The organism is Emcibacter sp. (genome assembly GCF_048269205.1).
In the GTDB taxonomy this organism is placed as follows: Bacteria; Pseudomonadota; Alphaproteobacteria; order Sphingomonadales; family Emcibacteraceae; genus Emcibacter.
On sequence record NZ_JBLXJC010000004.1, the window covers coordinates 110466 to 134139 of the forward strand.

The following is a 23674-nucleotide window of genomic DNA, read 5'->3' on the forward strand; positions in this document are numbered from 1 at the left end:
GAAAGAGATAAGTTATGTCATATTCAGAGTATAATATTCCGGCTGGAAAACGTGGAAATCTGTTAAAGAAGGCGAAAATCGGCCTGCTGATGCTTGGGACCGCAATGTCGACAATTGCCTTCACGGCACCGGCCATGGCCGATACCCTTGAGGTGGAACCGGGAGAAACTGAAACGATATTCTCTTCCTGGACAATCACGATTGATGGTTTAGGGTCCTATAACAAGGGCACCATCAATAATAGCGGGGTGTTGATCAATGATGGAAGGCTGGGAAATCACAACAAATTGAACACCCTTGCGACAGGGGAGTTTGTGAACAATCACATTTTTGTAAACATCCTCCGCGCAGAGCTGGTCAGCGAGGGCACCGTTACCAATAATGGCTTTATGAAAAACGAAGCCGAAGCCACGATAACGGTCAAAGGGAAGCTGATTAACAATGACGAATTGATTAATATCGGCCGGGCAACCCTGCAGGTCGAAAACGGGGGAACTCTCACCAATAACGGAGAGATCACCAACTATAACGACATTGTAAATAAGGGCTCTTTCACAAACACCGGTAATCTGAGCAATGTGATCTTGTTCACCAATGATAATTACGTCACCAATACAGGCACCCTGACCAATGAAGAAGGCTCCATCCTGATAAATAACGGAACCGTAAACAATTACGGAACCCTGGAAAACAAGGGAACCCTGTCAAATAGTGGAACCGTGTCAAATGGTGCGGGCGCCAACTTTATCAACGTGAATAGCCTGAGTGGCGGGACCTTGACCAATAAAGGGACAGTGACCAACAAGGGTACCCTGGCCAGCACCTATATGGACAATAAAGGGCTGTTGATCAACGAGGGTGCCTTGTCCACCAGGGTGGAAAATACAGGGCAGGTGATCAATAATGCCACTACTCACATCAAATATACTTTCAATAATGATGGCGTATTGACCAATAATGCCGGCCTGATCATGGATACATCAGGCAAGTTGACCACCGAGCGTAACGGCAGTTTCGTCAACAACGGCACCATCAGCTTCGAGCAGGGCAGTATCTGGAACGAAGGGAGGATGACCAACAACAGTGTCCTCAACATTACTAACACTGGATATGTGATCAACGACGGGGGCACATTCACCAACTCGGTTCTCGGCACCATTACCAACAATAATCAACTTTACGTCAGAGGCGACAGAGGCGGCTTCACGAACTACGGACAAATCACCTCTACAAAGAGTTTAAGCGTTCAATCGCAAAAGCTGACCAACTACAACAGCGTGATCAACGAGGCCGGTGGAACGCTGGGTACTGGTCCGAACGGCACATTTGAGAATGCTTACGGCGGGACCCTGACCAATCGTGGCACGATGAACAACCTGGGTTCACTTGACAACTCGGGAACAGTGACCAATACAGGCACCGTCAAAAACTACGGCACTGTCAACAATTCCTGGGAATTGGTGAACAAAGGCGCCTTGAACAATGACGAAATTGTCAACAATAGCTCGACCCTCACCAACGAGGGCACCCTGAACAATAACGACAGATTAAACAATAACGGCTACCTCGATAACAGGTTCGGGGCCACAGTGAATAACAATGGGACCCTGACCAACACATCGTTCCTGTTTAATTCCGGGACAGTGAACAACGCAGGTACGCTGGTGAATAAAGCCGGGGCAACATTGACCACTGTCAGGGAACTGACCAATAGCGGCACCCTGGTCAATGAAGTTTCCGGTGAGATCAATCTTCTGCAGGCCGGCAATGATCTGGGCGGCACGGTCATCAATAACGGCACGATTACACGATCTGGCAAAACGCTCAATATCACGGGCGAGCTGTCCGGCTCCGGCACCGTTGTGGCCGACCTTGTGTCCATCAGCGGTACGCTGAATGCAGGCAACAGCCCGGGCCTCATGACCCTGGACTCCGATGTCAGCTGGCTGACCGGCTCCACCATTGTCATGGAAACCGAGGGCTATGATCGCGGAACAGGCTATGATGCCTATAACATCCTGGGTGACCTTGAAATCGAAACTGGGGTTACGCTGGACGTTGACCTGCTGGACAGTTTTACCCTCAACAGCGGCGACTGGTTTGACCTGGCCTTTATCACCGGGTCCTACAGCGGGGTCTTCGATATTCTGCCGGATTTCTGGTCCATGTCATTTGTGGAACTGGTGGGCAATCTTGACTATAGCTACGCCCTGCGCGTGACCTATGACGGTCAGCCGGACGCGGGTGATCCCAATGCAGTGCCGGAACCGGGCACCATCGGCCTGCTGCTTTTCGGTCTGGCCGGTCTCGGCTTTGCCGCCCGCCGCCGCGCAACAGCATAAAAAGTTCCTGACCCCGGAGGGTTAGCGCATTTTCGAGAATACCCCGGCCATTGCCGGGGTATTTTTTTGCCAGAATGTAATATGCACCCATGATTTTTTGAGCTGAGTGTTCCTGCAGGAGTGGGATATGAGGGCCGTTATTTCAACTGGGCGTCCGGAAAATCCCGCGCGCAGCAGGCGGCAATATGATCAACAAACAGCCTGAGCCGCGTGGACAGATAATGGTTGGACTGGAAGATGGCATAGAGGTTACGGGCTGGCCAGGATTCATATATCTCAAGCAGGGGGACCAGTTCTCCGTTTGAGATTTTATCACACAGGTAAAAGGCCGGTGTGATCAGGATACCGATGCCTTCGCAGGCGGCCTCAATCATCATTGCTGCATTATCTGCCTGGAATGAACTTTTGAGGCCAATCACGCTTTTCTGCCCGTCCGGTCCCTTATAGCTCCATTCATGGGCCCCCTTATTGCGGGTATAGGCCACCACATTGTGCCGGGCGAGATCTTCGGGCATTTGCGGGGTCCCATTTCTTTCCAGATATTCGGGGCTGGCACAGACCACCATCGGGCAGAAGGCGAGTTTGCGGGCGATGAGGCTTGAATCCTCCAGCACGCCGATCCGGATAACCACATCATAATCTTCTTCGGCGATATTGATCAGCCGGTCATCAAAGGTCACATCCAGGATGACTTCCGGATAGTGCCGGGCGAATTGAGCAATCGGGCCCTTCAGGTAACTGTTGCCAAACGCCATTGGCACATTGATTTTCAAGCGGCCGTGCGGAGTGGTCTTGAGCTCATTGAGTTGTTCTTTCGCCTCCTGGATATCCTCAAGCGCCCGGGTAGCTCTTTCATAGAAAAGAGCGCCCTCCTCGGTCAGGGACACCCGGCGGGTGGTCCGGTTCAACAGTTTGGCTTTCAGTTCATGTTCAAGGTTCCGGACTTGCTTGGAGACAGCCGAGCTGGTGATGCCGAGGGTGCGGGCCGCCCCGGCGAAACTTTCCTGACGGGCCACTTCGATGAAAATGCCGATACGAGAGAGATGATCCATGGGGAAAATATATCTTATTATGAACCAAATGGAAGTAGTGACTTTCAAAAAAAGTATATTATCAAATATATGGCCGGAGAATATAGTCGGGACTTAATAATGAAACAGGTAGTTTTTACCCTCTTGGAAAAGGATTGAATGATGAAGCTTCTGCATATTGATTCAAGTATAATGGGGGATAAATCGGTCTCCCGTCAGCTGACCGCCGATATTGTCGACCGGCTGAAACAGGAAAATGGCGCCATTGACATTACTTATTACGATCTGGACAAGGAGCCCTTTGCCTTCCTGTCCAGCGCGGCCTTTGCGAATGAGGCCGAACAGGCCAAAGGCGAAAAGGCTGTGCATGAATTCCTGGCGGCAGATGTGGTGGTGATTGGTGCCCCCATGTATAATTTTTCTGTCCCGGCCCAGCTCAAGAGCTGGATCGACCGGGTCGCCGTTGCCGGCAAGACCTTCGAATATACGGAAAATGGTTCTCGGGGGCTGGCTGGCGGCAAACGTGTAATCGTGGCCTCTACCCGGGGCGGATATTATAATCAGGAAAGCGGCCTATCCGCCCTCGATCACCAGGAAAGTTACCTGAAAACCATTTTTGGATTTTTCGGGATCGATATTGTGGAATTTATTCGCGCTGAAGGCGTAGCTGTCAGTCCTGAAAATGCGGAAAAATCCATCGTGGCGGCAAAAGAGGATATTCGTAATCTCGCCGCATGATGAACCGGTCAGTTAAAACTGGCAGGGCAGATATCGCAACGAGTCATAAAAAAGACCCGCACATTCCTGTGCGGGTCATAAAGTTGGGACTATTGGAAGCCGCTGCTTAGAAGGCGTATTTGGTTGAGAACTGTACGCGGCTCATGTTACCGGAAAGGCCGTTCTCAAGCTCGCGTTCTGCATACATATATTCGATACCCACATCCAGCTTCGGTACCGGGGAATAGATATAGTTGGCATGGATGCTCATGGAAGTATCCGTCACGCCAGTGCCGGTAAAGGCGACAGGATTATCCGCCTTGAAGTAACTGAAGGTGATGTTTGAACGGGATTTTTCGCCCCAGAAGTGGCGATAGGAAGCAAAGCCGCTGATGGTGCCGATGGTTTCCAGTTCACCGGTGGCATTGACTGCCGCACCGTTCACCAGATTTACACCGATATAGCGTCCAAGCCCTTCACCGGCGGTCACCATGAAGCGGAAGTCATCCTTGTCGGCAACCTTGAGTTTGCCGGACAGGGAAACCCCATAGCCCAGGGCGCTGTCATCATCGGGAACACCAAGTGTGCCTTGGTCAATGGACAGACTGCGCAGCATCCCGGCAAGGGCTACATGACCCCAGTCGGACTTCATGGTATAGCGGGCAATAACATCGGGAATGGTGTCGGTGCCGGGCAGAACCCGTGCGCCTGCGCTGCTGGTGACAGTGGTTTCCGGCTGCTCTATGGCGATTTCCAGGGGCCCGTTTTTATAGCGAACCATGGACTGACGCACGAAGACTGTACCCTCTGCCGGACCGATAAAGTCGAGGTTCTCGGCAAGGGCGGAGACATCCTGGAATGTGGACCAGCCCTGACCGAAGGTCCAGTTATCATAGGTGATCAAGGCCTGGCGCAGACGTGGAGAATAACCGTTGGTGGTGCGTTCATCACCACCGCTGGTGACCTGGAAATCCATTTCCAGCACGGTGCTCACGGTTGAATCACCGGCAGGTGTGCTGGTGGAAATCTTCAGACGTGTTTCCCGGGGGTTAAAATCGGTAACGGTTTGTCCGTCCCCTGTGGGCGAGACAGTGGTCAGGGACGGGATATAGAAGTCACGACCCAAATTGCCGCTGGCCGGTGCTCCGTCGGAATAATGGCTGACCATGGTGTCCAGCTTCACATATCCGCCGATTTTGATATTGGTACTGCCGACCATGAAACCATCGGCCTGCTTGCCACCAGCGGCAGCCGGTGCGGAGCTGACCATTTTTTCCTGTTTCGTAATCCGTTTCGCCTGATTAACGATCTCGGTTTCCTGCTCAGTGAGCTTGCTACCCTGGTTATCCAGTTTCTGAAGAATTTTGTCCAGCGCCGACTCCAGCTTGTTCAGCCGGTCCTCAACGGTCTGGGCGTTTGCGGATAAGGCCGGTACAGTCACCAGCATGGTGCCTGACAACAATAGTACTCGTGTAAATTTATTTATACCTGTCATATTAGATCCTCCCAAAGTCAGGTCGAGTTTCATTTGAGCAGAATCATAATCCTGTGCCCTTCGGGCTGTCTATGCGACCTCCGTCGTACGACCTATGTCTTATGGCAAAAAAAAGGGGGCTGGGAGATATTTCAGCAAAGCCGAAACTAAGGAGAACAAAGAGGAGTCGCTTCATGTCGTCACCTGCCACAACATCCCTGAAAGAAATCTATCCCGTGCCGGAAGAAGCCCGGAAAAACACCATCTGTACGGACAGAGAATACGAGACCATGTACCAGTGGTCCGTGGAAGACCCGGAAGGCTTCTGGCGTGATCAGAAAGACCGCATTTCCTGGTTCAGGGAGCCCGGGATTATCAAGAACACCTCATTTGACGGTGACGTCTCCATCAAATGGTTTGAGGACGGGGTTCTGAATGCCAGTTACAACTGCATTGACCGCCATCTGGAAAAGCATGGCGATGACGTTGCCCTGATTTTTGAGGGAGACGACCCGTCCGTGGACAAAAAGGTGACCTACCGGCAGCTGCATGAACAGGTCTGCCGGTTTGCCAATGTGTTGAAAGCCCAGGGTGTGAAAAAGGGCGACCGGGTCACCATCTATCTGCCCATGATCCTGGAAACCGTTTATGCCATGCTGGCCTGTGCCCGGATCGGTGCGGTTCACTCGGTGGTTTTTGGCGGATTTTCCTCCGAAGCCATTGCTGGCAGGCTTGATGACTGTCGCTCCCGTTTCGTCATCACGGCAGATGAAGGATTGCGCGGCGGACGCAGAATTCCGCTGAAGGCAAATGTGGATGACGCCATCAACCGGCTCGCAGCGGAATTTGGCGGCAGTGTGGACCGGGTACTGGTGATCCGTCATACCGGCGGCGACGTGGCGTTCGATGCGGATCGTGATCTCTGGTATCATGACGCTGCCGAAACGGTTTCTGCGGACTGTCCGCCGGAACCCATGAATGCGGAAGATCCGCTGTTCATCCTCTATACGTCAGGGTCCACCGGAACGCCAAAAGGTGTGTTGCATACCACCGGCGGCTATATGGTCTATACCTCCATGACCCACGAGTATATTTTTGACTATAAGCCGGGCGATGTTTACTGGTGCACGGCCGATGTGGGCTGGATCACCGGCCACAGCTATATCGTTTATGGGCCGCTGGCCAATGCGGCGACCGCAGTGGTCTTTGAAGGGGTGCCCAGTTATCCGGATGCTTCCCGCTTCTGGCAGATCGTGGACAAGCATCAGGTCAATATTTTCTATACGGCGCCAACGGCGATCCGCGCCCTGATGCGGGAAGGCAACGATCCTGTCGAAAAGTTCAGCCGCAGTTCCCTTCGTCTTCTCGGTTCAGTGGGCGAGCCCATAAACCCTGAGGCCTGGAACTGGTACTATAATGTGGTTGGTGACGCCAGATGCCCCATTGTTGATACCTGGTGGCAGACAGAAACCGGCGGGGTGCTGATAACGCCGCTGCCCGGCGCCACCGATCTGAAACCGGGATCGGCCACGCGGCCTTTCTTTGGCATCAAGCCCGCCCTCGTCGATGCGGACGGCAAGATCCTTGAGGGCGCCACAGAGGGAAATCTGGTGATGCTGGACAGCTGGCCCGGTCAGATGCGCACGGTCTACGGTGATCATGACCGTTTCATCCAGACCTATTTCAGCACCTACAAGGGGGTCTATTTTACAGGCGATGGCTGCCGCCGTGACGAGGATGACTATTTCTGGATCACCGGCCGGGTGGATGACGTGATCAATGTATCAGGGCATCGCATGGGCACGGCCGAAGTGGAGAGCGCACTGGTAGCCCATGAACAGGTCGCCGAAGCGGCTGTGGTCGGCTATCCCCATGACATCAAGGGTCAGGGCATTTATGCCTATGTGACCTGCAATGCCGGGGTGGAGCCCACGGAAGAGCTGCGCAAGGAGCTTGTCAAATGGGTGCGCAGTGAAATCGGCCCGATTGCCTCTCCGGATGTGATCCAGTTCACGCCGGGACTGCCCAAAACCAGGTCCGGCAAGATCATGCGCCGCATTCTCAGAAAAATTGCGGAGAACGAATACGGCAATCTGGGCGACACGTCCACGCTTGCAGATCCGTCGATTGTTGATATCCTTGTCGATAACCGCCAGAATAGATAGGAAAAGACCAACAGGACAAGGCGACAAGGCATATGTTACCGACCGTACTTATTGCAGATGATCACCCGTTGTTCAGAGATGCTCTGAAGCAGGCGGTCAAACCGGTTTTGCAGGAACACCGGACGGTCGAGGCCAGCAATCTCGCAGAGGCGCGCGACTGGATGAAGAAAGGGGGTATTTCTCTGCTTCTTCTGGATCTGCACATGTCCGACAGTCACGGTTTTGTCGGCCTGATCGAATTCCGGCAGGAATTTCCGTCCGTACCCATCGTGGTCGTATCCGCCAGTGAAGATGCGGAAATTATCGCCCGGGCCATAGAATTTGGCGCGTCCGGATTTATTCCCAAGTCATCCTCCCTGGACCAGATGTCAGGGGCCATTGACGCCATCATGCAGGGTGATATCTGGACGCCGGACCATATTGACCTTGATAATGTACAGCTGGACAAGGAACAGTCTGAAACCAACCAGAAACTGAAACAGCTTACCGGTGCCCAGCTCAAGGTGCTGCATGCGGTTGTGCGCGGGTTGCTGAACAAGCAGATCGCCCACGAGCTCGGCATTACCGAAGCAACGGTAAAGGCGCATCTAACGGCAATCTTCCGGAAACTTGATGTGATCAATCGGACCCAGGCGGTTATGGTTGCCCAGGGGCTGGACATAGAACGGGCCCTTTTGGACGTGGACCAGGCCGGGAGCGGGGCGGGCTGATCTATCCCTTAAGACTGTTTTGCAGCAGGGCCCTGAGGGCGGCCGGGGCAACCGGCTTGGCCAGGACCGGCAGGTCCGGCGCCAGATTTCTGACAGTGCTTTCCTGGCGCTCTGCCGTAACAAGAATGGCAGGCGGCCTTTCCCCCCATGTTCCGCAGAGCTGGTTAAACAGCGCCGGTCCTGTGTCTCCGTCATCAAGCTGCAGGTCCAACAGCACGATATCGGGAATGCGCCCGGAATAGTTCTGCCAGAATCCTTCTGCCTCCCGCCGGTTTGCCGCCAGCAGGACGTTCGCGCCCCATCTTTCCAGGAGTATTTTCAGGGCCTCCAGGATTGCCTTGTCATTGTCAACGCAGAGGATAAGACGGTCCAGAAGGAAGCGTTGCTTGGGACGAACCGTCCTGGATGTTGTTGTGATTTCGCCTTTGCCTGCCGTTGGAAGTGTCAGCGCGAAGCAGCTTCCCTTGCCCTCGGTCGAGGTAACCGTAATCCGGTGTCCCAGCATTTTGACAATGCGGTCGCAGATCGCCAGCCCCAGCCCCAACCCGGCCTCGGCACCTGGAATATCCTTCAGGCGTTCAAACTCATTGAAGATGCTGTCGATCTTCTCTGACGGAATACCGACACCCGTATCATGGACATAGACCGTAATTTCTTCACCTTTTCTGCGGCAGCCCACCAGGATGCGGCCGGTATGGGTATAGCGGACAGCATTGGAAATCAGGTTCTGCAGAACCGAAAACAGCAGACCCTTGTCGCTTTCCACATAGGACCGCGTCGGCACATAGCGGATGTCTATATTCTTCTGTTCCGCGATAATGGTGAAGTCGTTGACCAGGTCGTCAAGTATGTCATGCAGGGCGAACCGGCTGATATTCGGACGGATGCCGCCGGCGTCCAGTTTGGAAATATCCAAAAGCGCCCGGATCAACTGGTCGGCAGACTGGATGGAACTGTCCAGCTTGTCGGCAATGTCTAGCGCGTCCGGCAACTGATCACGCACATCTTCCTTGAGGGCGTGAGTGAACAGACGCGCTGCGTTCAGGGGCTGTAGAAGGTCATGGCTGGCGGCGGCCAGAAATTTGGTTTTGGACTGGGTGGCCGCCTCTGCCTGCTGCTTGGCCATAACCAGTTCCTGGTTCACCCGGCTCAGCTCACCGGTGCGTTCACTAACCCGCTGTTCCAGGGTGATGTTTGTCCTCTGAAGCGCCTGTTCCGCCTGGTAGCGGGCGGTGATGTCCTGGTACATGACGAAATAGCCGGCGACTTTCTCGTCCTGGAACTGGGGGACGTAGTTTACCTGGAACTGAACCGCATGGCCCTCTCCGTTAAGAAGCTCAAGGTCGAAATTCACGCTCTCTCCAGTCATAGCCTGCATGATATAGGAGAGCCTGAAATCGAAATCCTGTTCGGTCAGGAATTCGCGGATATGGCATCCAAGGATGGATGTGTCCCGGTCCCGTCCGTACCAGTCAAGATAGGCCTTGTTGGCAAATTTGAGGACTAGATCCCTGTCGATAAAGGCAATCAGGGCCGGCACATTGTCGGTATAAAAGCGAATACTCCTTTCGCTTTCCATCAGGGCCCTTTCGATCCTTTTGCTCTCGGTTATGTCCGTAAAGCTGGTGACATAGTTGCCGAAGGGCATGGGGCGTCCCTCTATCTTTATCACCCGGCCGTCTTTACGGATGCGCTCATAATTGTGATGTTTCCGCAACCTCAGATGTTCGATACGTTTACTGATGAAGGATTCAACATCGTCGTCTTCACTAACCCCGTTCTCGGCATTGAAGCGCAATACTTCCTCGATCGGCATTCCCGGCGTGACGAAGCCCTCGGGAAATTCGAACATGTCCAGATAGCGTTTGTTCCAGGCCACAAGTTCAAGATCCTTGTTGACCACCGAGACCCCCTGTATCAGGTTGTCCAGGGTTGACTGCAGAAGCTCCTGGGTGAATTGCAGCTTCTGGTGGGTTTCATCCAGGACTGTCGCGATATCCTCAATTTCCAGGTTGCCTTTGGTCAGGGCGGAGCCGACTATGATTCTGGCAGAGGCCGCGCCCATGACGCGCGCCACCTGTTTTTCGGCAAACCGCGCCAGGTCTGCATCGACCGGGCTGTGGTCATAGAGCATCTGGCCGTTCAGGGTTTCGTAAGCGGCAAAGGCCTCTTCCGTTTTCTGTCGTCCCAGTGACCGTTCAATCAGGACCCTGAGGTCGGCGACAGTGGCCTGGCTCTGCATGGTGCCGGTCAGGCTGTAGCCGCTGCTGCCGCCGACAAAGCTGCTGGCCTGGACCCTGTCGACGATGCGCTGTTCCGCATTCAGGGAGCCGAGAATATAAAGAAGCAGGTTCCCGGTCAGGCTCCAGATCATGCCATGGGTAAGGTGGTCAAAGCCCGACAGCCCCAGAAAGGCCTGCGGATCGAGAAGCGGTGCAGTCTCACGAATGGACTGGACCAGACTGTCTCCGAAATAGGCCGGCATGATCAGGGTATAGAGCCACATCACCAGGCCAAAAGCCAGGCCCATCATCACGCCGTTTCGATGCCCCCTTTGCCAGTACAGCCCGCCGATGAGGGCGGGTATAAACTGCATGGCGGCGGCGAAAGACAAAATGCCGAAACTGGCCAGGGTATCGCCGTTGCGGCCGCCGCTGGCATAGGCGCTGGCCAGCAGCATGAGCATCAGAATAACCAGCCGGCGAACCCAAAGATGACGCCGCCCGATAATCTTGTTGGAGAGTGGCCGCAAGTGCTTGTTGGTCAGCAACAGCGAAATGATCAGGTCATTGGTGATCATGGTGCTGAGTGCCACGGCCGATACGATGACCATGCCCATGGCGGCGGAAAATCCGCCCAGGAAAACGATCAGGCCCAGAAGATTCTGGTCATTGCCCAGGGGCAGGGTCAGGACGAAGAGATCTGGATTGTCTCCTGCCGCCGGGCTGTTCAGACCCGCCAGGGCAATGGGAATAGCCATTACGGAGACGATAACCATGGAGGCCAAAAGCACGTATCTGCCGATCTGCATGTCCTGTTCGCGCTGGTGTTCCACAACCATGATATGGAACTGCCGGGGCAGGCAGAGGATGGCGCCCATCGAAATCAGGGTCAGCGTGACAAAGCGCTCCACATTGACCGGTTGCATGAAGGGAGACGCCTCGGCCCGGAACCGGGCCATGAATTCGCCTGGTTCAAACAGGCTGTAGGCATAGACGGCGACAAGGATCAGGGCAGTGATCTTGAAGGCGCTTTCGAATGCAATGGCCAGAACCATGCCGCGGTTATGTTCCGTGACGTCAACATGTCGCGTGCCGAACAGGATGGCAAATGCGCCCAGGATCAGGGCAATAGCGGTAGTTGTCTGATCCTCGGTCAGGCTGTTGAAGCCGGCGTTATCCAGGACAATGCTGCTGGCCATGGTCACCGATTTGAGCTGCAGGGCGATATAGGGTAGCGTACCCAATACCGCGATAAAAGTGACCAGTGCCGCAAGCTGGGTGCTCTTGCCATAACGGGAGGAAAGAAAATCGGCGATGGACGTGCTGTGGTTCGCCTTGCCCCGGTCAACCATCCGCTGCATCACCTTGAATCCGAACAGAAGGACAATTGCCGGTCCCAGGTAGATGGGCAGATATTCCCATCCGGAACGAATGGTATTGCCCACCGCGCCGTAATAGGACCAGCTTGTGAAATATATCCCAAGGGAAAGACCGTAAAGAACATGACGGTTCTTATGGGTAAAACGATCCGCCCGCTTCTGATCGCCGAACCAGGCAATCAGGAACAGTATGATTACATATACAAAAGCACTGAAGATCATGACTGATGCCGTCACATTGTCCCCCGCTATATGCCATCCCTTTATTTTATACTTTTATAATACGGTATATTTGGCCCGGATGCCTAATATAAAAGCCGTCAGGCCCGTAAAAACGGGCCTGACAGCGTTGGATCGGAGTATTATGTCTAGTGGGTATGGGCCTCTGCGGCATCACCCGGAACCCGGATATGCTCCACAAGTTCCTGCACATGCTGCGGCGGTGCGCTGGTCATGCGGGCAACCACCGTGGCCACCACAAAGTTGACGACCATGCCGATGGTGCCAATTCCTTCAGGCGAGACACCGAACAGCCAGTTGTCTTTCGTATTCAGCTCCGGAGAGATGAATTTGAAGTAGACAATATAGAGGAAGGTAAAGGCCAGACCGGACAGCATGCCGGCGATGGCGCCTTCCTTGTTCATGCGGGTCGAGAAAATCCCCATCAGGATCGCCGGGAACAGACTGGAGGCTGCAAGCCCGAAGGCAAAGGCCACCACCTGGGCGACAAAGCCTGGCGGGTTGATACCCAGATAACCGGCCACACCGATGGCACAGGCTGCGGCGATACGGGCATACATCAGTTCCTGCTTGTCGGTGATATCCGGCCTGAAGGTATTTTTCATCAGATCATGACTGACGGCCGAGGAAATCACCAGCAGCAGACCGGCCGCCGTCGACAGTGCCGCGGCCAGGCTCCCCGCCGCGACCAGGGCAATTACCCAGTTCGGCAGATTGGCAATTTCCGGATTGGCCAGAACCATGATATCCCGGTCGACATAGACTTCGTTGGCAGAATCGGTAGGCGCGTTTGTGATAACACGTTCGCCATATGTGCCCCGTGCCTCGCCGTCAAATGCCGGCTTCCCGGCAAATGGTGCGCCGGCACGATACTGGATTGCGCCGTCATTGTTTTTGTCCTGCCAGCCGATCAGGCCGATGTTTTCCCAGTTTTTGAACCAGGCCGGTGTTGCCGTATATTCCGTCTCGTTCACTTCATTGATGAAGTTGATCCGGGCAAAGGCGCCAATGGCCGGTGCCGTTGTATAAAGGATCGCGATAAAGACGAGAGCCCATCCAGCGGATTTCCGGGCATCCGATACCTTGGGCACCGTGAAAAAGCGGACGATCACATGGGGAAGTCCGGCGGTACCCACCATCAGCGCTGCGGTGATGGCAAAGACATCAATGGTCGATTTGGTCCCGCTGGTATAGGCCGTGAAGCCCAGATCAGTCAGCACCGCATCCAGTTTACCCAGCACCGTCATGCCGGACCCGTCGATAAGTTCGGATCCCAGACCGATCTGAGGGATCGGGGTACCGGTGATCAACATGGAAATAAAGATCGCCGGAACTGTATAGGCAAAGATCAGGACGCAATACTGTGCGACCTGGGTATAGGTGATGCCTTTCATGCCCCCCAGAACCGCATACATGAACACGATGGCCATGCCGATGATCACACCAAGGTTGATGTCAACTTCGAGGAAGCGGGAGAAAACGATCCCCACGCCGCGCATCTGGCCGGCGACATAGGTGAAGCTGATGAAAATCAGGCAGATCACCGCCACCAGGCGGGCGGCATCGGAATAATAACGGTCGCCGATGAAGTCCGGTACAGTGAATTTTCCGAATTTTCTCAGGTACGGAGCCAGCAGCAGCGCCAGAAGCACATAACCGCCGGTCCAGCCCATCAGATAAACGGAACCGTCATAGCCGAGGAAGGCGATCAGGCCCGCCATGGAAATGAAGGAAGCGGCGCTCATCCAGTCAGCGGCTGTTGCCATGCCGTTGACCACCGGATGTACGCCTCCGCCAGCCACATAAAATTCCTTTGTGGAGCCCACGCGGGACCAGATGGCGATGCCAATATAAAGGGCAAAGGATAGCCCGACAAAGATATAGGTTAAAGTCTGCAATTCCATTGTTTGTCTCCCCTCTTATTCCACGCCATATTTTTCATCGAGATCTCTCATCATTTTTGTGTAGACAAAGATCAGTACGACAAAGACGTATATTGAGCCCTGCTGGGCAAACCAGAATCCCAGCTTGAAGCCGAAAAATTCGATGTTGTTGAGGGCGTCCACAAACAGAATGCCGGCGCCAAAAGAAACGATAAACCAGACGACAAGCAGCTTGAGCAGCAAACTGATGTTTGCTTTCCAGTAGCCTGCCGGATCTCGTTGTTTTGCAGGGCCTCCCGGGCCCATATTATCAGGTTGGGTCATGCTATATCCTCCCACTAGTTAGATTTCAGGACGATGGAAGTCTAACAAGTAAGTTCTCGGGCCGGATAGACGACTTTAGTCGTAGACGGGGGGTGCCCGGGTTTTCTACCAGGAAGGGCCGAGGTCGCCGAGGGTAACGTCTTCTCCCATATGGGAAATCTGGGCCAGCAACAATTCGGCACAGGCCAGGGCATCGATGGCGGCATGATGGGCCTTGTAGGCGGGCAGGCCATAATCTTCCCGCAATTTCCACAGCCTCAGATCGCCGCTTTTGATGGGGGTATCCGACCTTTTGCGTTTGCGCAGTTCCATTTGCAGTGTGTCTACGGACTGGCAGTAGAGATCGGTCCAGAAGATTTCCTGGCAGGCCTCCTGAAGGAAATGTCGTTCGATATCGCATTTGTGCGCCAGAAGCACGCGTCCTTTCAGCGCCCCGAGGATTTTCCTCAGCGCCTGTTCCCGGGACAACCCCTCCGCCCTGACCTCGTCATCAGTGATCTGGTGGATGACGGCGCTCTCGCCGGGCACGGCCATGTCGGGCCGGATCAGGCAATGTTCCATGGTGGAAAGTTCGACTCGAAGACCTCGGATGACCACGAGGCCAAAACTCAGAAGCTGGTCCCGGCCCTTCTCCAGGCCGGTGGTCTCAAAATCCAGGGCCAGAAATTCAATTTCCCGCAGCGGAGCCTTTTCCGCTATTGCCGGGGCCTCCAGAAAAGCCCGCAGATCCGGGTCCCGGACTTTTTTGAGCGCCCGCCGGCGCCGGAACTGATAGAGCCAGTGTCTGAACATCAGTAGATGCCGCCGCCGTAATCCCGGGACAGCCGTTCCTGTGCCCTGCGGACAATTTCAAAGGCATCGCGCAGATGTTCCCGCTCCAGGGTGGAAAGTTCCTCCGGATTGACGAAGTTGTCCGCCTTGTCGCCTCTTTTGATCTGCCGGGCCTGGTGGCGGAAGCGAACTTCGGCAATGAATTCGTAGGCATCGCGCAGGTTGTTCGCATCCTCGGGCATCAGAATCTTCTTTTCTTTCAGCCGGACCAGACGCTCGAGGGTATTCACCTCCTCGATGCCATGGGCCAGGGAATGGGTGCGGGTGATATCCTGTATCGGCACGACCCCCTGTTTTTTGATGTCAAACCGGTCGGCATGTTCCTTGTTGCGCAGCAGAATAAAGCGCCGGAAAAACCCCAGCGGGACATGGGACTGGCGGGCATTTTCTGTCAAATGGGCGAGGAAGATACGGCTTTGGGCCGCATTCTCGGTGATATGGGCCCTGAGCTGCTCCACCAGGGACATGTCCCCGTAAATACCCCGCAAATCAAAAAATATGGTGGCATGCATGACTGCCTTGGGCTCCGGCTCACTGAACCATCTGTCGAAGGTTTTTTTCCAGTCCGACAGGGCAATGCGCAACTCATCATTACTGGCCATGATGTTACCGCCACAGAAAACATATCCGGCGGCATCAAGGTCGGCGCACATTTTTTCGGCGAGTTTTTTGAAATAGGGGCCGTGTTCGCTTTCCACATAGTCATCGGACAGTACAAATCCGTTATCCTGGTCCGAAAGCGCCGTCTGGTCGCAACGAGCCAGTGATCCGAAGGCAAGCAGGGCATAGGGCACCGGCGGCGGGCCGAGCTCCTTTTCGGCCAGTTCAAGCAGTTTCTTGTGGGCGGCCTCGCCGATGGAGGAGACCACATGGCCGGTCATGTCCGCACTGACACCGGTCTTCATCAGGCTGAGGACGATTTCCGGTACCGACTGTACTGTCTCGATCACCGTTTTCACATCTTCGGCGCTTTCGATGCGGGCCGCATTGTAGACCGCATTGGACGACAGGCGGTTGAGAATGTCGCTGGCGCTGACCAGGCCGCGCACCCGGCCTTCCTCGTCTACCACGGGCACATGATGAAAATTATGCTGCATCATGGCCAGAAGCGCCCGGATCGCCGGCGTTTGCGGCGGCAGGGTCAGGGGGTCCGGGGTCATCACAGTTTTGACCTGGTCTCCGATATCATGCCCCTTCGCCACCACCCGCCGGCGCAGGTCCTTGTCGGTAAAGATACCCCGCAATTGTTCCGATTTCGTAACGAGAACGGTGGAGACATGGTGGCCGCTCATGACCAGGGCCGCTTCCTGAATGGTGGTGTCCGGCGAAACGCAGATGGGATCCTGCTTGATCAGCGCCTCGAGCTTCAGTCCGAGAAACTGGATCTCGCCGTCGGTCAGCCGGTCCTGCAGGCCGCGGCTTTTGCTTTCCTCAAGGGCATGGCGCAGGCGGTCGGTTTCATTGGTGGCGAAAAAGGTCATGAAGGGTTTGTGCCCGGTCAGCAGGGCCTTGAATTCTTCCTCGGGCAGGGCGTAAAACAGACAGTCCTCGATGGCGGTGACCTGGTTTCTGATGATGCCGTCCCGGAACAGGGAGGGATAGCCGAAAAAACTGCCTTCGCCCAGGCGGGCGGTGAAGTTGATGCCGCCCTCATGCAGTTCCACAGCGCCCTTGCGGACCATATAGAGGTTTGTATTTTTTTGTCCGGGGGTCAGGACTAAGCTGCCCCGGCGGGCATAGGAGATATTGATTTTCCGGGCCACGGCCGACAGGTCCTCCGGCGTCATCTCTTTAAAGGGATGGTGTTCCGCAAGGAAATTGATGATATCCGTCAGTTCCGCCGTCATGAAGGTCCCCGCCCTGATTTTCCGTCCCGCCGTATCCTGCCCCAAGTATGTCTGAGGCCCTGTCTGAAGCAATTAGACTTTCGCCGCATGAGGTCGCGGCTGAGATGAGCAGAAATATAATATACATTATTGAAAGAGAGCATAGCTTCTATGCTCTACGAAAGGCCCAGCACTTGGGTTGCGTAATTCTTAACTTTCCTTTTTGTATGTTTTGACCTAACTACCCCATTTTTTATTTTGAGGAAGTTATGTGTTGTAACGTTTTCTTTTAGTTTTAGACGGCCATCAATCACCCCCTGTATGAGTGTGTCAGATGTTTCTATTCGTGCTTCCCGATATAAAACATATGATTTTCGCTGAATAAAAGGATGAGAGTCTTTATCAAGAATACATGTTGGATCGCACCTAGCATTGATCCAAGTACATATTGGTACAAGAAGTTGTTTATTGTTCACGCATGGATTGTTGCAAACTACAAACAAATGTTTTTTGTCTGGATCAAATGTAGTCCCAGATGGTATTAACACTGTGTTTTTCGCAATAATCTCAGGTGACAATTTTTCCCCGCAAAATGTCTATACTCTGTACACCCTTTAACAAAAGTACAGAAAAGGCAACAAACATTTCGGGAAATTTTGATCAGGTAGAATAATGCTAATGCTGTATTAGGCAGAAAGTGCTGCAAAAAGGGAATCAATATTCCGGAATTCTTCTATTTTTTGAAGCTGTAATTCAGAATTCTCAATGCCAAGATGCCTCATTATTCTTTCCAGAGGAATGATGGAGGAACTACCATTGGGGTCTTCCCATTCGGGTACATTATTCGAGTCATGCGTCCAGTCGCGAATGGTCCATTGATCCATTTCACCAAAGGCAGTCCAAACTTTTTCCATGCACTCGATATCTGCATCACTCAATTCGTCCAAGTCATCCAGACTAACCTGCTTATTTACAGAAATCTCATGGTTTGCTTTATCGCTGAGGTACTGTGACCAACCACAACTGTTTGTATCAACTTCACCATTTATGTGACTGTAGGTAGAAGAATTCACAGGGCCATGCGGCATGGAAACGCGGTTTTCATCCAAAATCGGAAAACCCCACTGTTTAAGGCTTTCCCGGTCGGCCAAGTAAACAAGTTTAATAGCTTTCAAGATGTTGATAGATCTTGAATTATTTTTTAGGGCAAAAAAGGCTATTACTTGAGCCGCTTTAATAGGATTGTACATACCTAGCCTTGAAAGTCGATTTAGTTAACACTGTTCCACTAAAAATTTAACAACTCGTTAAAGAGCATCTAGGCGATTCGGGTCGTTCCATACAACCACCATGTAATAATTAATGCAAAAGTTGGGCCAATTGATGGCACTAACGTTTTCAAGTACTTAGTGGGTATCGAGTTCAAAAAAGTGTAAAATGTGCCCACATTTTGTCGGAAATTTTTACACTTTCAGCCAACTTTATCGAGACTGAATCACATTTTAAGCTTGATGTCAAATCACGATATACGACCCCCAAGCTAATATAATTGAGAATTTTCCAACTAAACTACTTAGTGATAGAGACATAGATAATTGGTCGATGGGAACGAAAAATGGTGCCGCTGATAGGAAGCGGGACTAAAAAAATAATATTAATAAAAATCAATAAGATAGAGATATAGATTTTAGTGAAATTGTACCATTATTTGTACCAAAATTCAGAGTGCTTCAACATGTGGGGCCCAAGAACTTTGAGCAAATTTCTCAACCCGGAATTTGATTATGTCCTCATGATTTTCACTCGGAATTACAAAAAATACTCTGTGCGATCCTCGTTTGAACAGGACAGGTATCACAGGCCGCTCACCGATCTCATTCTGAAATTCTTCTAATTTAATGGCGATTTGTTCTCTGGATTTTAGGGTGCGATTTAGGTGATGGTAGACCACCAATGTCTTTCCCAAGGAGTGGAATTTTTCTAGTTCATCCCAGAATACATACTTTGGTGCTTTGGGCGCATGTATTGGTACAGATTTTACTTCGAGACCATTGTCGGGATCTAAAAAAATAACATCCTGATTGCCAATTGTTTCAACGGCTTTAAGTATCCAGCTATCACGATGTTTAAGTCGTGTGCGGCGATCTCTGGCGTATAGTTTTTCGTAGGTTAGGATTTTGTCATAGAAAATTGTGTCTTCAGGAAAAAGCCGAGACTTATGTATCTTTTTTACTTCTCTAATGCCATAGGATAAATAGTGTTTCAGTGCATCATATAGATCTGGGTCACAACTTCTGAACTCGGGCTTGCCGAGATAAGAAATGTGTTTGCCGTCATCGTTATGGCCCTCATCCGGAAATAAATACCAAACAACACCTAGTGATAAATCGGGTGTTCCCTGATGGACGCCACACAAATTCCTCAGCAGACTATATTTCCCATAATCTCCGATATCGCCAAAGTATCTATTTTGCATCCAAATTCCAAAAAATACAAAATTAGTGTTCGGTGGTGGTTTGCATCTGAGCTTTCAGTTGCTCATTTTGCTTGATCAGCTTTTCTATCTTAGCTTCTTGATCTTTTACACGTTGTTTCAATTCGGTTATTTCTTTGTTCTGAACCGTAAGGGCGATTTTGTCGTTATTCGCTGACTCAATATTTTGTAGTTTTTGAGTTAGATTACGTAAATCTATATTTAAGTCCCGCAATGAAACAATGATCTCGGAACTTTTCTTTGGAAGGTCATATTCTTTCTTGACCGCGGCAATAGCTTCGTTGGATTGCGCGATGACTTCGTTAAACCCTGTATAGCTTTGGTGTGATGAGATTACTATTGAGCCAACGGCAACAACTGTTGCAATCCCTCCCCCTATACCGAAACCGAAAAGCGTTCTCTTGGCTGATGTTGCATGCTCTTCTGCTTTGTTTGCTGTTTCGCGAACAGCACGAATTGAGTCTGGAATAGCATTTTGTATCGATTTGTGAGGTGCGGCTTTTTTTAAATATTCTCTGACATCTTTGACAATCTTTTCGTGTGGGAAAGCGATGTATTTGCCAACTTGGTCTTCGACAGTCTGAGTATTTTGATCCCAAATCCCGTTCGGGCTGATTTTTGTAAACTCAACCCAAATAAATCCCTCATTTTTCTCAAAAGTATACGGATTCTTCGTAAGGTTATGGACTGGAATTAATAGGTGTCCTTCAAATCCAGGATCGACCAACGGCCCTGTTCCGAGAAGAAGGCCCCTATGGACATTGGTAATTTTGAGGTTGAAGCGAATGGCCAAGTAGTGCGGCATCCGAAATTTTTGCGCAGTTTTTATAAAAACTACGGAGTTGGGCTCGAGTACAAAAGTATCCCCATCAGCAAGCGTTTTCTCGCAATGTTTTCCTTTATCGTCCCAATAAATTACTAAATCACCGATATCGAGTTCCAGAGAGGAGCTTTTCAACTTCTCCGGATGGTAAGGGGAGACCATTCCAGTCTTTTCGATATAATCATGTACATCAGCTGAATTAAGCAAAGACGGTGAAATGTGCGGAAAGGGGTCTGTGCTGCCCCAATCGGAAAATCGACGTTCAGCTACTGTGTCGGAAACTATTTCAGTTATATTTTTTGCCCCAGACATCTGAAATTCAATCAGGCTGACATGACTTGGCTTGGAATTACATGTCTTCGAATAATGCCGTTCGGCGAGAAGCCCACGTAGTCGATTCTCGCGTCTATCTTTCTCTCGATTTCACAGATGAATTGATTGGCTATTGAAGTCAATTTACTGTCGAATTTGCAGTTTACATCAACATAGTCAACGTGATTGAGAACTATAGAGGAAGGGTTGTTGGCCTCAATTGCAGCCTTAACAATTTCAGCGTCAAAGCGTGCCACCCGTCGCACCTTATTTGTGACGGTTGTACGTTCAGTTAAGGTGTGCTCATACCCGCTTTCCTGCTGCACAGTTTCCCAGTCGATCTCAAGGGGAAGCGGCCCGGAATTACCCGCCACTCGAATTGGAAACGCGCGAATAACCATTACAACTTCATCCACATCCAATGGACTCAGGCCAGCTTCGGAAACGAAGCCAGCAGCAGTCGTGTCTCGGCTTGTTGCAAACGGGTAACAATTCGCATGTAGGATGGATAAGCCATACCCTTGAGTGCCCTCAACAATGATACGTTTGCCACTCTTGAGCAGGCTCCTCATGACAGTTTTTGTATTCTGAATGTAGGGCTGCAGAGTTTTGATATCCTTGGCAAAATGAATGTCACGGGTTCTGCTGATGCGCGCCAACACTGCTGCGCCTGTACCACTCTGTGTAGAGCCAATTGCATCTCCCAGGGAGGAAGTTTCTTCGGCTTTTATATCCTCATTTGTAATAACCACAGCATTGGGATCAATAATTACCTGATCCTTTGTCACGCCGGTCTCTTGGATTTCGGCCAGCAAGATGCCTGGGTCGATATAAGACCCCGCAGCAATGATACTTAACATGTTGGGAAGAATAGATGCTGTCGGCAGTGATCTGAATTTTCGCACTTTACCGGTGGGGTCAACAATGGTGTGACCAGAGTTCGACCCTCCGACCCGGATAACTGCAGCGGCATTTTTGTCTTTGGCCAGCTCATAAGCAACTTTGCCTTTTCCCTCAGAGCCAAACTGTCCGCCAACGACGACTGTAACTGGCATTTTGATCTCCTATTTATCCCGCTTGTGCAATAGCCGCATTTATTTCATTTTGTAGGATGCCCAACTCTATGACAAAGGCGAAAGCCATTTGCCCGTTGGAATCCAGCAACTCCAAACTCTCCTGGGTATGTCGAAAAAACACTTCCTTACCATCCGTAACAATATACTTGGCGGGTAGTGAGTTTGGAGTAATTTTAGGGTGATATTTTTTAATATTTTTTAACGCTGTCTTTAGTCTCGCAACGGAGACTCCTGCATCTAGAAGTCTACACAAGGCACGTAAAATTACAATGTCACCAAAAGTATATTGTCGGGCTCGTCCTCGGCCCGGCCGTTTACTTGCTGTCGGCTCCAGCAGTTCATGACGACACAAATAATTCACCATGGTTTTTGACAAACCACTAAGCTTTGCTGCGTCGTCGACAGTGTATTTTGATACAGTTCCCATTGATATAGTTTAGAGCATAACTGTATTAAAAGCGAGTAAATTTACGGCAATTGAATCAATAAACTAGTATGGAAAAACTGCTATTGTTGAACGCTTTTTTGGTTTGAATAGCCTCTTTTGCTTATCATCTTTAAGTAACCTGCCATATCTATCGGCACTACCGAAATAATTGCATACCATGTCGGCACCATCTGTTGGTGTCGGTCGACAAGCTCCAGCCATTTGTCCGGATATCGAAATCTTTGATGAAGTATCCGATGGCAGTCCTTGCATAAGAAGGGGTCCATACGGATGCAGTGGTAGTTTTCGCTGTGAAAACCTAATGGCTTCACTTCCCCGCAAATATCACAGGTTTTTGGCTTCCGGATCATGCCGGCGTCGAGGAGCATACGACCAAGTTGCCAATTCATAATCCTCTCGTCAGAAGTAAAGCCATTATAAGGTTTGAGCGGCGGCCACCGCCATTGCGGAAGAGCTACCTTGGGCGTGGTTTTGGGCCAATAAATTTTGTGTCTCGGAAGCAGAGAGAGCAACAATTCATAATCGTAGCTCATCGCCCCGCCTCCAAGTCGCGGGCGGTTTGGTTCTCACCAATCACCCGTTGAACCGTACTAACCCCAACCCCCAATTCTTTGGCGATCTTCCGGATGCCTTTATTCTCCGAACGTAGCAACCGGATTTTCTTTTCTGTCACCGCACTTGTTTTGGGCCGCCCCAGCGTTACACCCTTTGAACGAGCCCGCCTCAACCCGGCCTTAACACGTTCCTGGATCATGGAGCGCTCAAACTCAGCAAAGACCCCGCACATCTGATACATGGCTCGGCCTGATGGTGTGGTGGTGTCCAGCCCTTGCTGATGTAGATACAAGTCCAATCCTAGAGCATGCACCTCGTCCAGGAATGTCACGAGTTGCTGAAGGGAGCGACCGAGCCGATCCACAGACCAGCACATGATCAGGTCGAACTTTCGCTTAGTGGCATCTTTCCACATCCGGTCGAATTCAGGCCGCTGGTCCCGTCCCTTTGCGCCACTAATACCCTGGTCCTCATAAAGGCCGACAATGTTCCAGCCTTGACGTTCTGCCAGAGCGGTTAGTTCCTGATATTGGTTCTCTGTGGTCTGTTCGTGTGTAGACACACGAGTATAGATCGCTACTCGCCTCATAACATTATCCCATTGGACTTGTCTTAAAAAAGTGGACAGGACCTCCAAAAGAATTATTGATATTTTATGGAGGAACTTATGGTCCGAAAAAGACATTCAGAAGACTTCAAGCGTGAGGCTGTCAAGCTGGCGCTGAGCAGCAATTTACCGCGGCAGGCTGTTGCCGAAGATTTAGGGATCGGCAAATCGACCCTTGGCAAGTGGATCACCGAACATCGACAGGCGCAGCAGGG

At 51.6% G+C, this 23674-nt stretch carries 19 protein-coding genes; 5 read left to right on the top strand and 14 right to left on the bottom strand.

Features of this window, described 5'->3' with window-relative positions; genetic code table 11:
* Window positions 1–14 precede the first annotated feature (14 nt).
* On the top strand, window positions 15–2342 hold the full coding sequence (locus ACN0YD_RS14275) for a beta strand repeat-containing protein (protein ID WP_417320932.1): 2328 nt from the start codon (window positions 15–17) through the stop codon (window positions 2340–2342).
* A 137-nt stretch (window positions 2343–2479) separates the two neighbouring features.
* Here ACN0YD_RS14275 and ACN0YD_RS14280 read toward each other — a convergent pair whose 3' ends face one another.
* Window positions 2480–3394: a LysR family transcriptional regulator gene (locus ACN0YD_RS14280; RefSeq protein ID WP_417320933.1), complete on the bottom strand. Its 915-nt coding sequence runs from the start codon at window positions 3392–3394 to the stop codon at window positions 2480–2482.
* A 141-nt stretch (window positions 3395–3535) separates the two neighbouring features.
* Between ACN0YD_RS14280 and ACN0YD_RS14285 the strand changes: the two genes are divergently transcribed.
* Window positions 3536–4111 (top strand): FMN-dependent NADH-azoreductase, encoded by a 576-nt coding sequence (locus ACN0YD_RS14285; RefSeq protein ID WP_417320966.1) that lies wholly within the window; start codon window positions 3536–3538, stop codon window positions 4109–4111.
* 106 nt (window positions 4112–4217) lie between these two features.
* Here ACN0YD_RS14285 and ACN0YD_RS14290 read toward each other — a convergent pair whose 3' ends face one another.
* A complete protein-coding gene (locus tag ACN0YD_RS14290) occupies window positions 4218–5585 on the bottom strand; it encodes a DcaP family trimeric outer membrane transporter (protein ID WP_417320935.1) in 1368 nt (455 codons plus the stop codon).
* 173 nt (window positions 5586–5758) lie between these two features.
* Here ACN0YD_RS14290 and acs point away from each other — a divergent pair, with 173 nt between their 5' ends.
* Both acs and ACN0YD_RS14300 read left to right on the top strand, forming a co-directional pair.
* Entirely contained in the window at window positions 5759–7729 is a 1971-nt protein-coding gene (gene acs, locus ACN0YD_RS14295) for an acetate--CoA ligase (RefSeq protein ID WP_417320937.1), read from the top strand.
* A gap of 32 nt (window positions 7730–7761) precedes the next feature.
* On the top strand, window positions 7762–8439 hold the full coding sequence (locus tag ACN0YD_RS14300; protein WP_417320938.1) for a response regulator transcription factor: 678 nt from the start codon (window positions 7762–7764) through the stop codon (window positions 8437–8439).
* Window position 8440: 1 nt separating this feature from the next.
* On the opposite strand, the gene ACN0YD_RS14305 is transcribed toward ACN0YD_RS14300, so the two are convergent.
* The 12 genes from ACN0YD_RS14305 to ACN0YD_RS14360 form a co-directional block, all read right to left on the bottom strand.
* Window positions 8441–12277 (bottom strand): PAS-domain containing protein, encoded by a 3837-nt coding sequence (locus ACN0YD_RS14305; protein WP_417320940.1) that lies wholly within the window; start codon window positions 12275–12277, stop codon window positions 8441–8443.
* 131 nt (window positions 12278–12408) lie between these two features.
* On the bottom strand, window positions 12409–14184 hold the full coding sequence (locus ACN0YD_RS14310) for a sodium:solute symporter family protein (protein ID WP_417320942.1): 1776 nt from the start codon (window positions 14182–14184) through the stop codon (window positions 12409–12411).
* Window positions 14185–14199: 15 nt separating this feature from the next.
* Window positions 14200–14487: a DUF4212 domain-containing protein gene (locus ACN0YD_RS14315; protein WP_417320944.1), complete on the bottom strand. Its 288-nt coding sequence runs from the start codon at window positions 14485–14487 to the stop codon at window positions 14200–14202.
* A 105-nt stretch (window positions 14488–14592) separates the two neighbouring features.
* A complete protein-coding gene (locus tag ACN0YD_RS14320) occupies window positions 14593–15279 on the bottom strand; it encodes an exonuclease domain-containing protein (protein ID WP_417320945.1) in 687 nt (228 codons plus the stop codon).
* Complete coding sequence (locus tag ACN0YD_RS14325) at window positions 15279–17165, bottom strand: putative nucleotidyltransferase substrate binding domain-containing protein (protein ID WP_417320947.1); 1887 nt, start codon at window positions 17163–17165, stop codon at window positions 15279–15281. The genes ACN0YD_RS14320 and ACN0YD_RS14325 overlap by 1 nt, the downstream gene beginning before the upstream one ends.
* 665 nt (window positions 17166–17830) lie before the next feature.
* The gene (locus ACN0YD_RS14330; RefSeq protein ID WP_417320949.1) at window positions 17831–18394 is read right to left on the bottom strand and encodes a Panacea domain-containing protein; all 564 of its coding nucleotides are present in this window, start codon (window positions 18392–18394) and stop codon (window positions 17831–17833) included.
* Between the two features lie 470 nt (window positions 18395–18864).
* Window positions 18865–19620 carry a hypothetical protein gene (locus ACN0YD_RS14335; protein WP_417320951.1) on the bottom strand — a complete coding sequence of 252 codons (756 nt, stop codon included), beginning with the start codon at window positions 19618–19620 and terminating at the stop codon, window positions 18865–18867.
* A gap of 22 nt (window positions 19621–19642) precedes the next feature.
* The gene (locus ACN0YD_RS14340) at window positions 19643–20773 is read right to left on the bottom strand and encodes a dCTP deaminase domain-containing protein (RefSeq protein ID WP_417320952.1); all 1131 of its coding nucleotides are present in this window, start codon (window positions 20771–20773) and stop codon (window positions 19643–19645) included.
* A gap of 11 nt (window positions 20774–20784) precedes the next feature.
* Window positions 20785–21828 carry an adenylosuccinate synthetase gene (locus ACN0YD_RS14345; RefSeq protein WP_417320954.1) on the bottom strand — a complete coding sequence of 348 codons (1044 nt, stop codon included), beginning with the start codon at window positions 21826–21828 and terminating at the stop codon, window positions 20785–20787.
* Window positions 21829–21841: 13 nt separating this feature from the next.
* Window positions 21842–22276, bottom strand: a complete 435-nt coding sequence (locus ACN0YD_RS14350) for a MerR family transcriptional regulator (RefSeq protein ID WP_417320956.1) — start codon at window positions 22274–22276, stop codon at window positions 21842–21844.
* A gap of 80 nt (window positions 22277–22356) precedes the next feature.
* Complete coding sequence (locus ACN0YD_RS14355) at window positions 22357–22830, bottom strand: hypothetical protein (RefSeq protein WP_417320958.1); 474 nt, start codon at window positions 22828–22830, stop codon at window positions 22357–22359.
* A complete protein-coding gene (locus tag ACN0YD_RS14360; RefSeq protein ID WP_417320960.1) occupies window positions 22827–23441 on the bottom strand; it encodes a recombinase family protein in 615 nt (204 codons plus the stop codon). The genes ACN0YD_RS14355 and ACN0YD_RS14360 overlap by 4 nt, the downstream gene beginning before the upstream one ends.
* Window positions 23442–23519: 78 nt before the next feature.
* Here ACN0YD_RS14360 and ACN0YD_RS14365 point away from each other — a divergent pair.
* Window positions 23520–23674: transposase (locus tag ACN0YD_RS14365; RefSeq protein WP_417320968.1), on the top strand; the 155-nt coding region annotated here is incomplete at its 3' end.

Coding starts and splice junctions, on each gene's coding strand:
- ACN0YD_RS14275 (WP_417320932.1), top strand. CDS start 15: ATGTCATATTCAGAGTATAATATTCCGGCTGGAAAACGTGGAAATCTG.
- ACN0YD_RS14280 (WP_417320933.1), bottom strand. CDS start 3,394: ATGGATCATCTCTCTCGTATCGGCATTTTCATCGAAGTGGCCCGTCAG.
- ACN0YD_RS14285 (WP_417320966.1), top strand. CDS start 3,536: ATGAAGCTTCTGCATATTGATTCAAGTATAATGGGGGATAAATCGGTC.
- ACN0YD_RS14290 (WP_417320935.1), bottom strand. CDS start 5,585: ATGACAGGTATAAATAAATTTACACGAGTACTATTGTTGTCAGGCACC.
- acs (WP_417320937.1), top strand. CDS start 5,759: ATGTCGTCACCTGCCACAACATCCCTGAAAGAAATCTATCCCGTGCCG.
- ACN0YD_RS14300 (WP_417320938.1), top strand. CDS start 7,762: ATGTTACCGACCGTACTTATTGCAGATGATCACCCGTTGTTCAGAGAT.
- ACN0YD_RS14310 (WP_417320942.1), bottom strand. CDS start 14,184: ATGGAATTGCAGACTTTAACCTATATCTTTGTCGGGCTATCCTTTGCC.
- ACN0YD_RS14315 (WP_417320944.1), bottom strand. CDS start 14,487: ATGACCCAACCTGATAATATGGGCCCGGGAGGCCCTGCAAAACAACGA.
- ACN0YD_RS14320 (WP_417320945.1), bottom strand. CDS start 15,279: ATGTTCAGACACTGGCTCTATCAGTTCCGGCGCCGGCGGGCGCTCAAA.
- ACN0YD_RS14325 (WP_417320947.1), bottom strand. CDS start 17,165: ATGACGGCGGAACTGACGGATATCATCAATTTCCTTGCGGAACACCAT.
- ACN0YD_RS14330 (WP_417320949.1), bottom strand. CDS start 18,394: ATGTACAATCCTATTAAAGCGGCTCAAGTAATAGCCTTTTTTGCCCTA.
- ACN0YD_RS14335 (WP_417320951.1), bottom strand. CDS start 19,620: ATGCAAAATAGATACTTTGGCGATATCGGAGATTATGGGAAATATAGT.
- ACN0YD_RS14340 (WP_417320952.1), bottom strand. CDS start 20,773: ATGTCTGGGGCAAAAAATATAACTGAAATAGTTTCCGACACAGTAGCT.
- ACN0YD_RS14345 (WP_417320954.1), bottom strand. CDS start 21,828: ATGCCAGTTACAGTCGTCGTTGGCGGACAGTTTGGCTCTGAGGGAAAA.
- ACN0YD_RS14350 (WP_417320956.1), bottom strand. CDS start 22,276: ATGGGAACTGTATCAAAATACACTGTCGACGACGCAGCAAAGCTTAGT.
- ACN0YD_RS14355 (WP_417320958.1), bottom strand. CDS start 22,830: ATGAGCTACGATTATGAATTGTTGCTCTCTCTGCTTCCGAGACACAAA.
- ACN0YD_RS14360 (WP_417320960.1), bottom strand. CDS start 23,441: ATGAGGCGAGTAGCGATCTATACTCGTGTGTCTACACACGAACAGACC.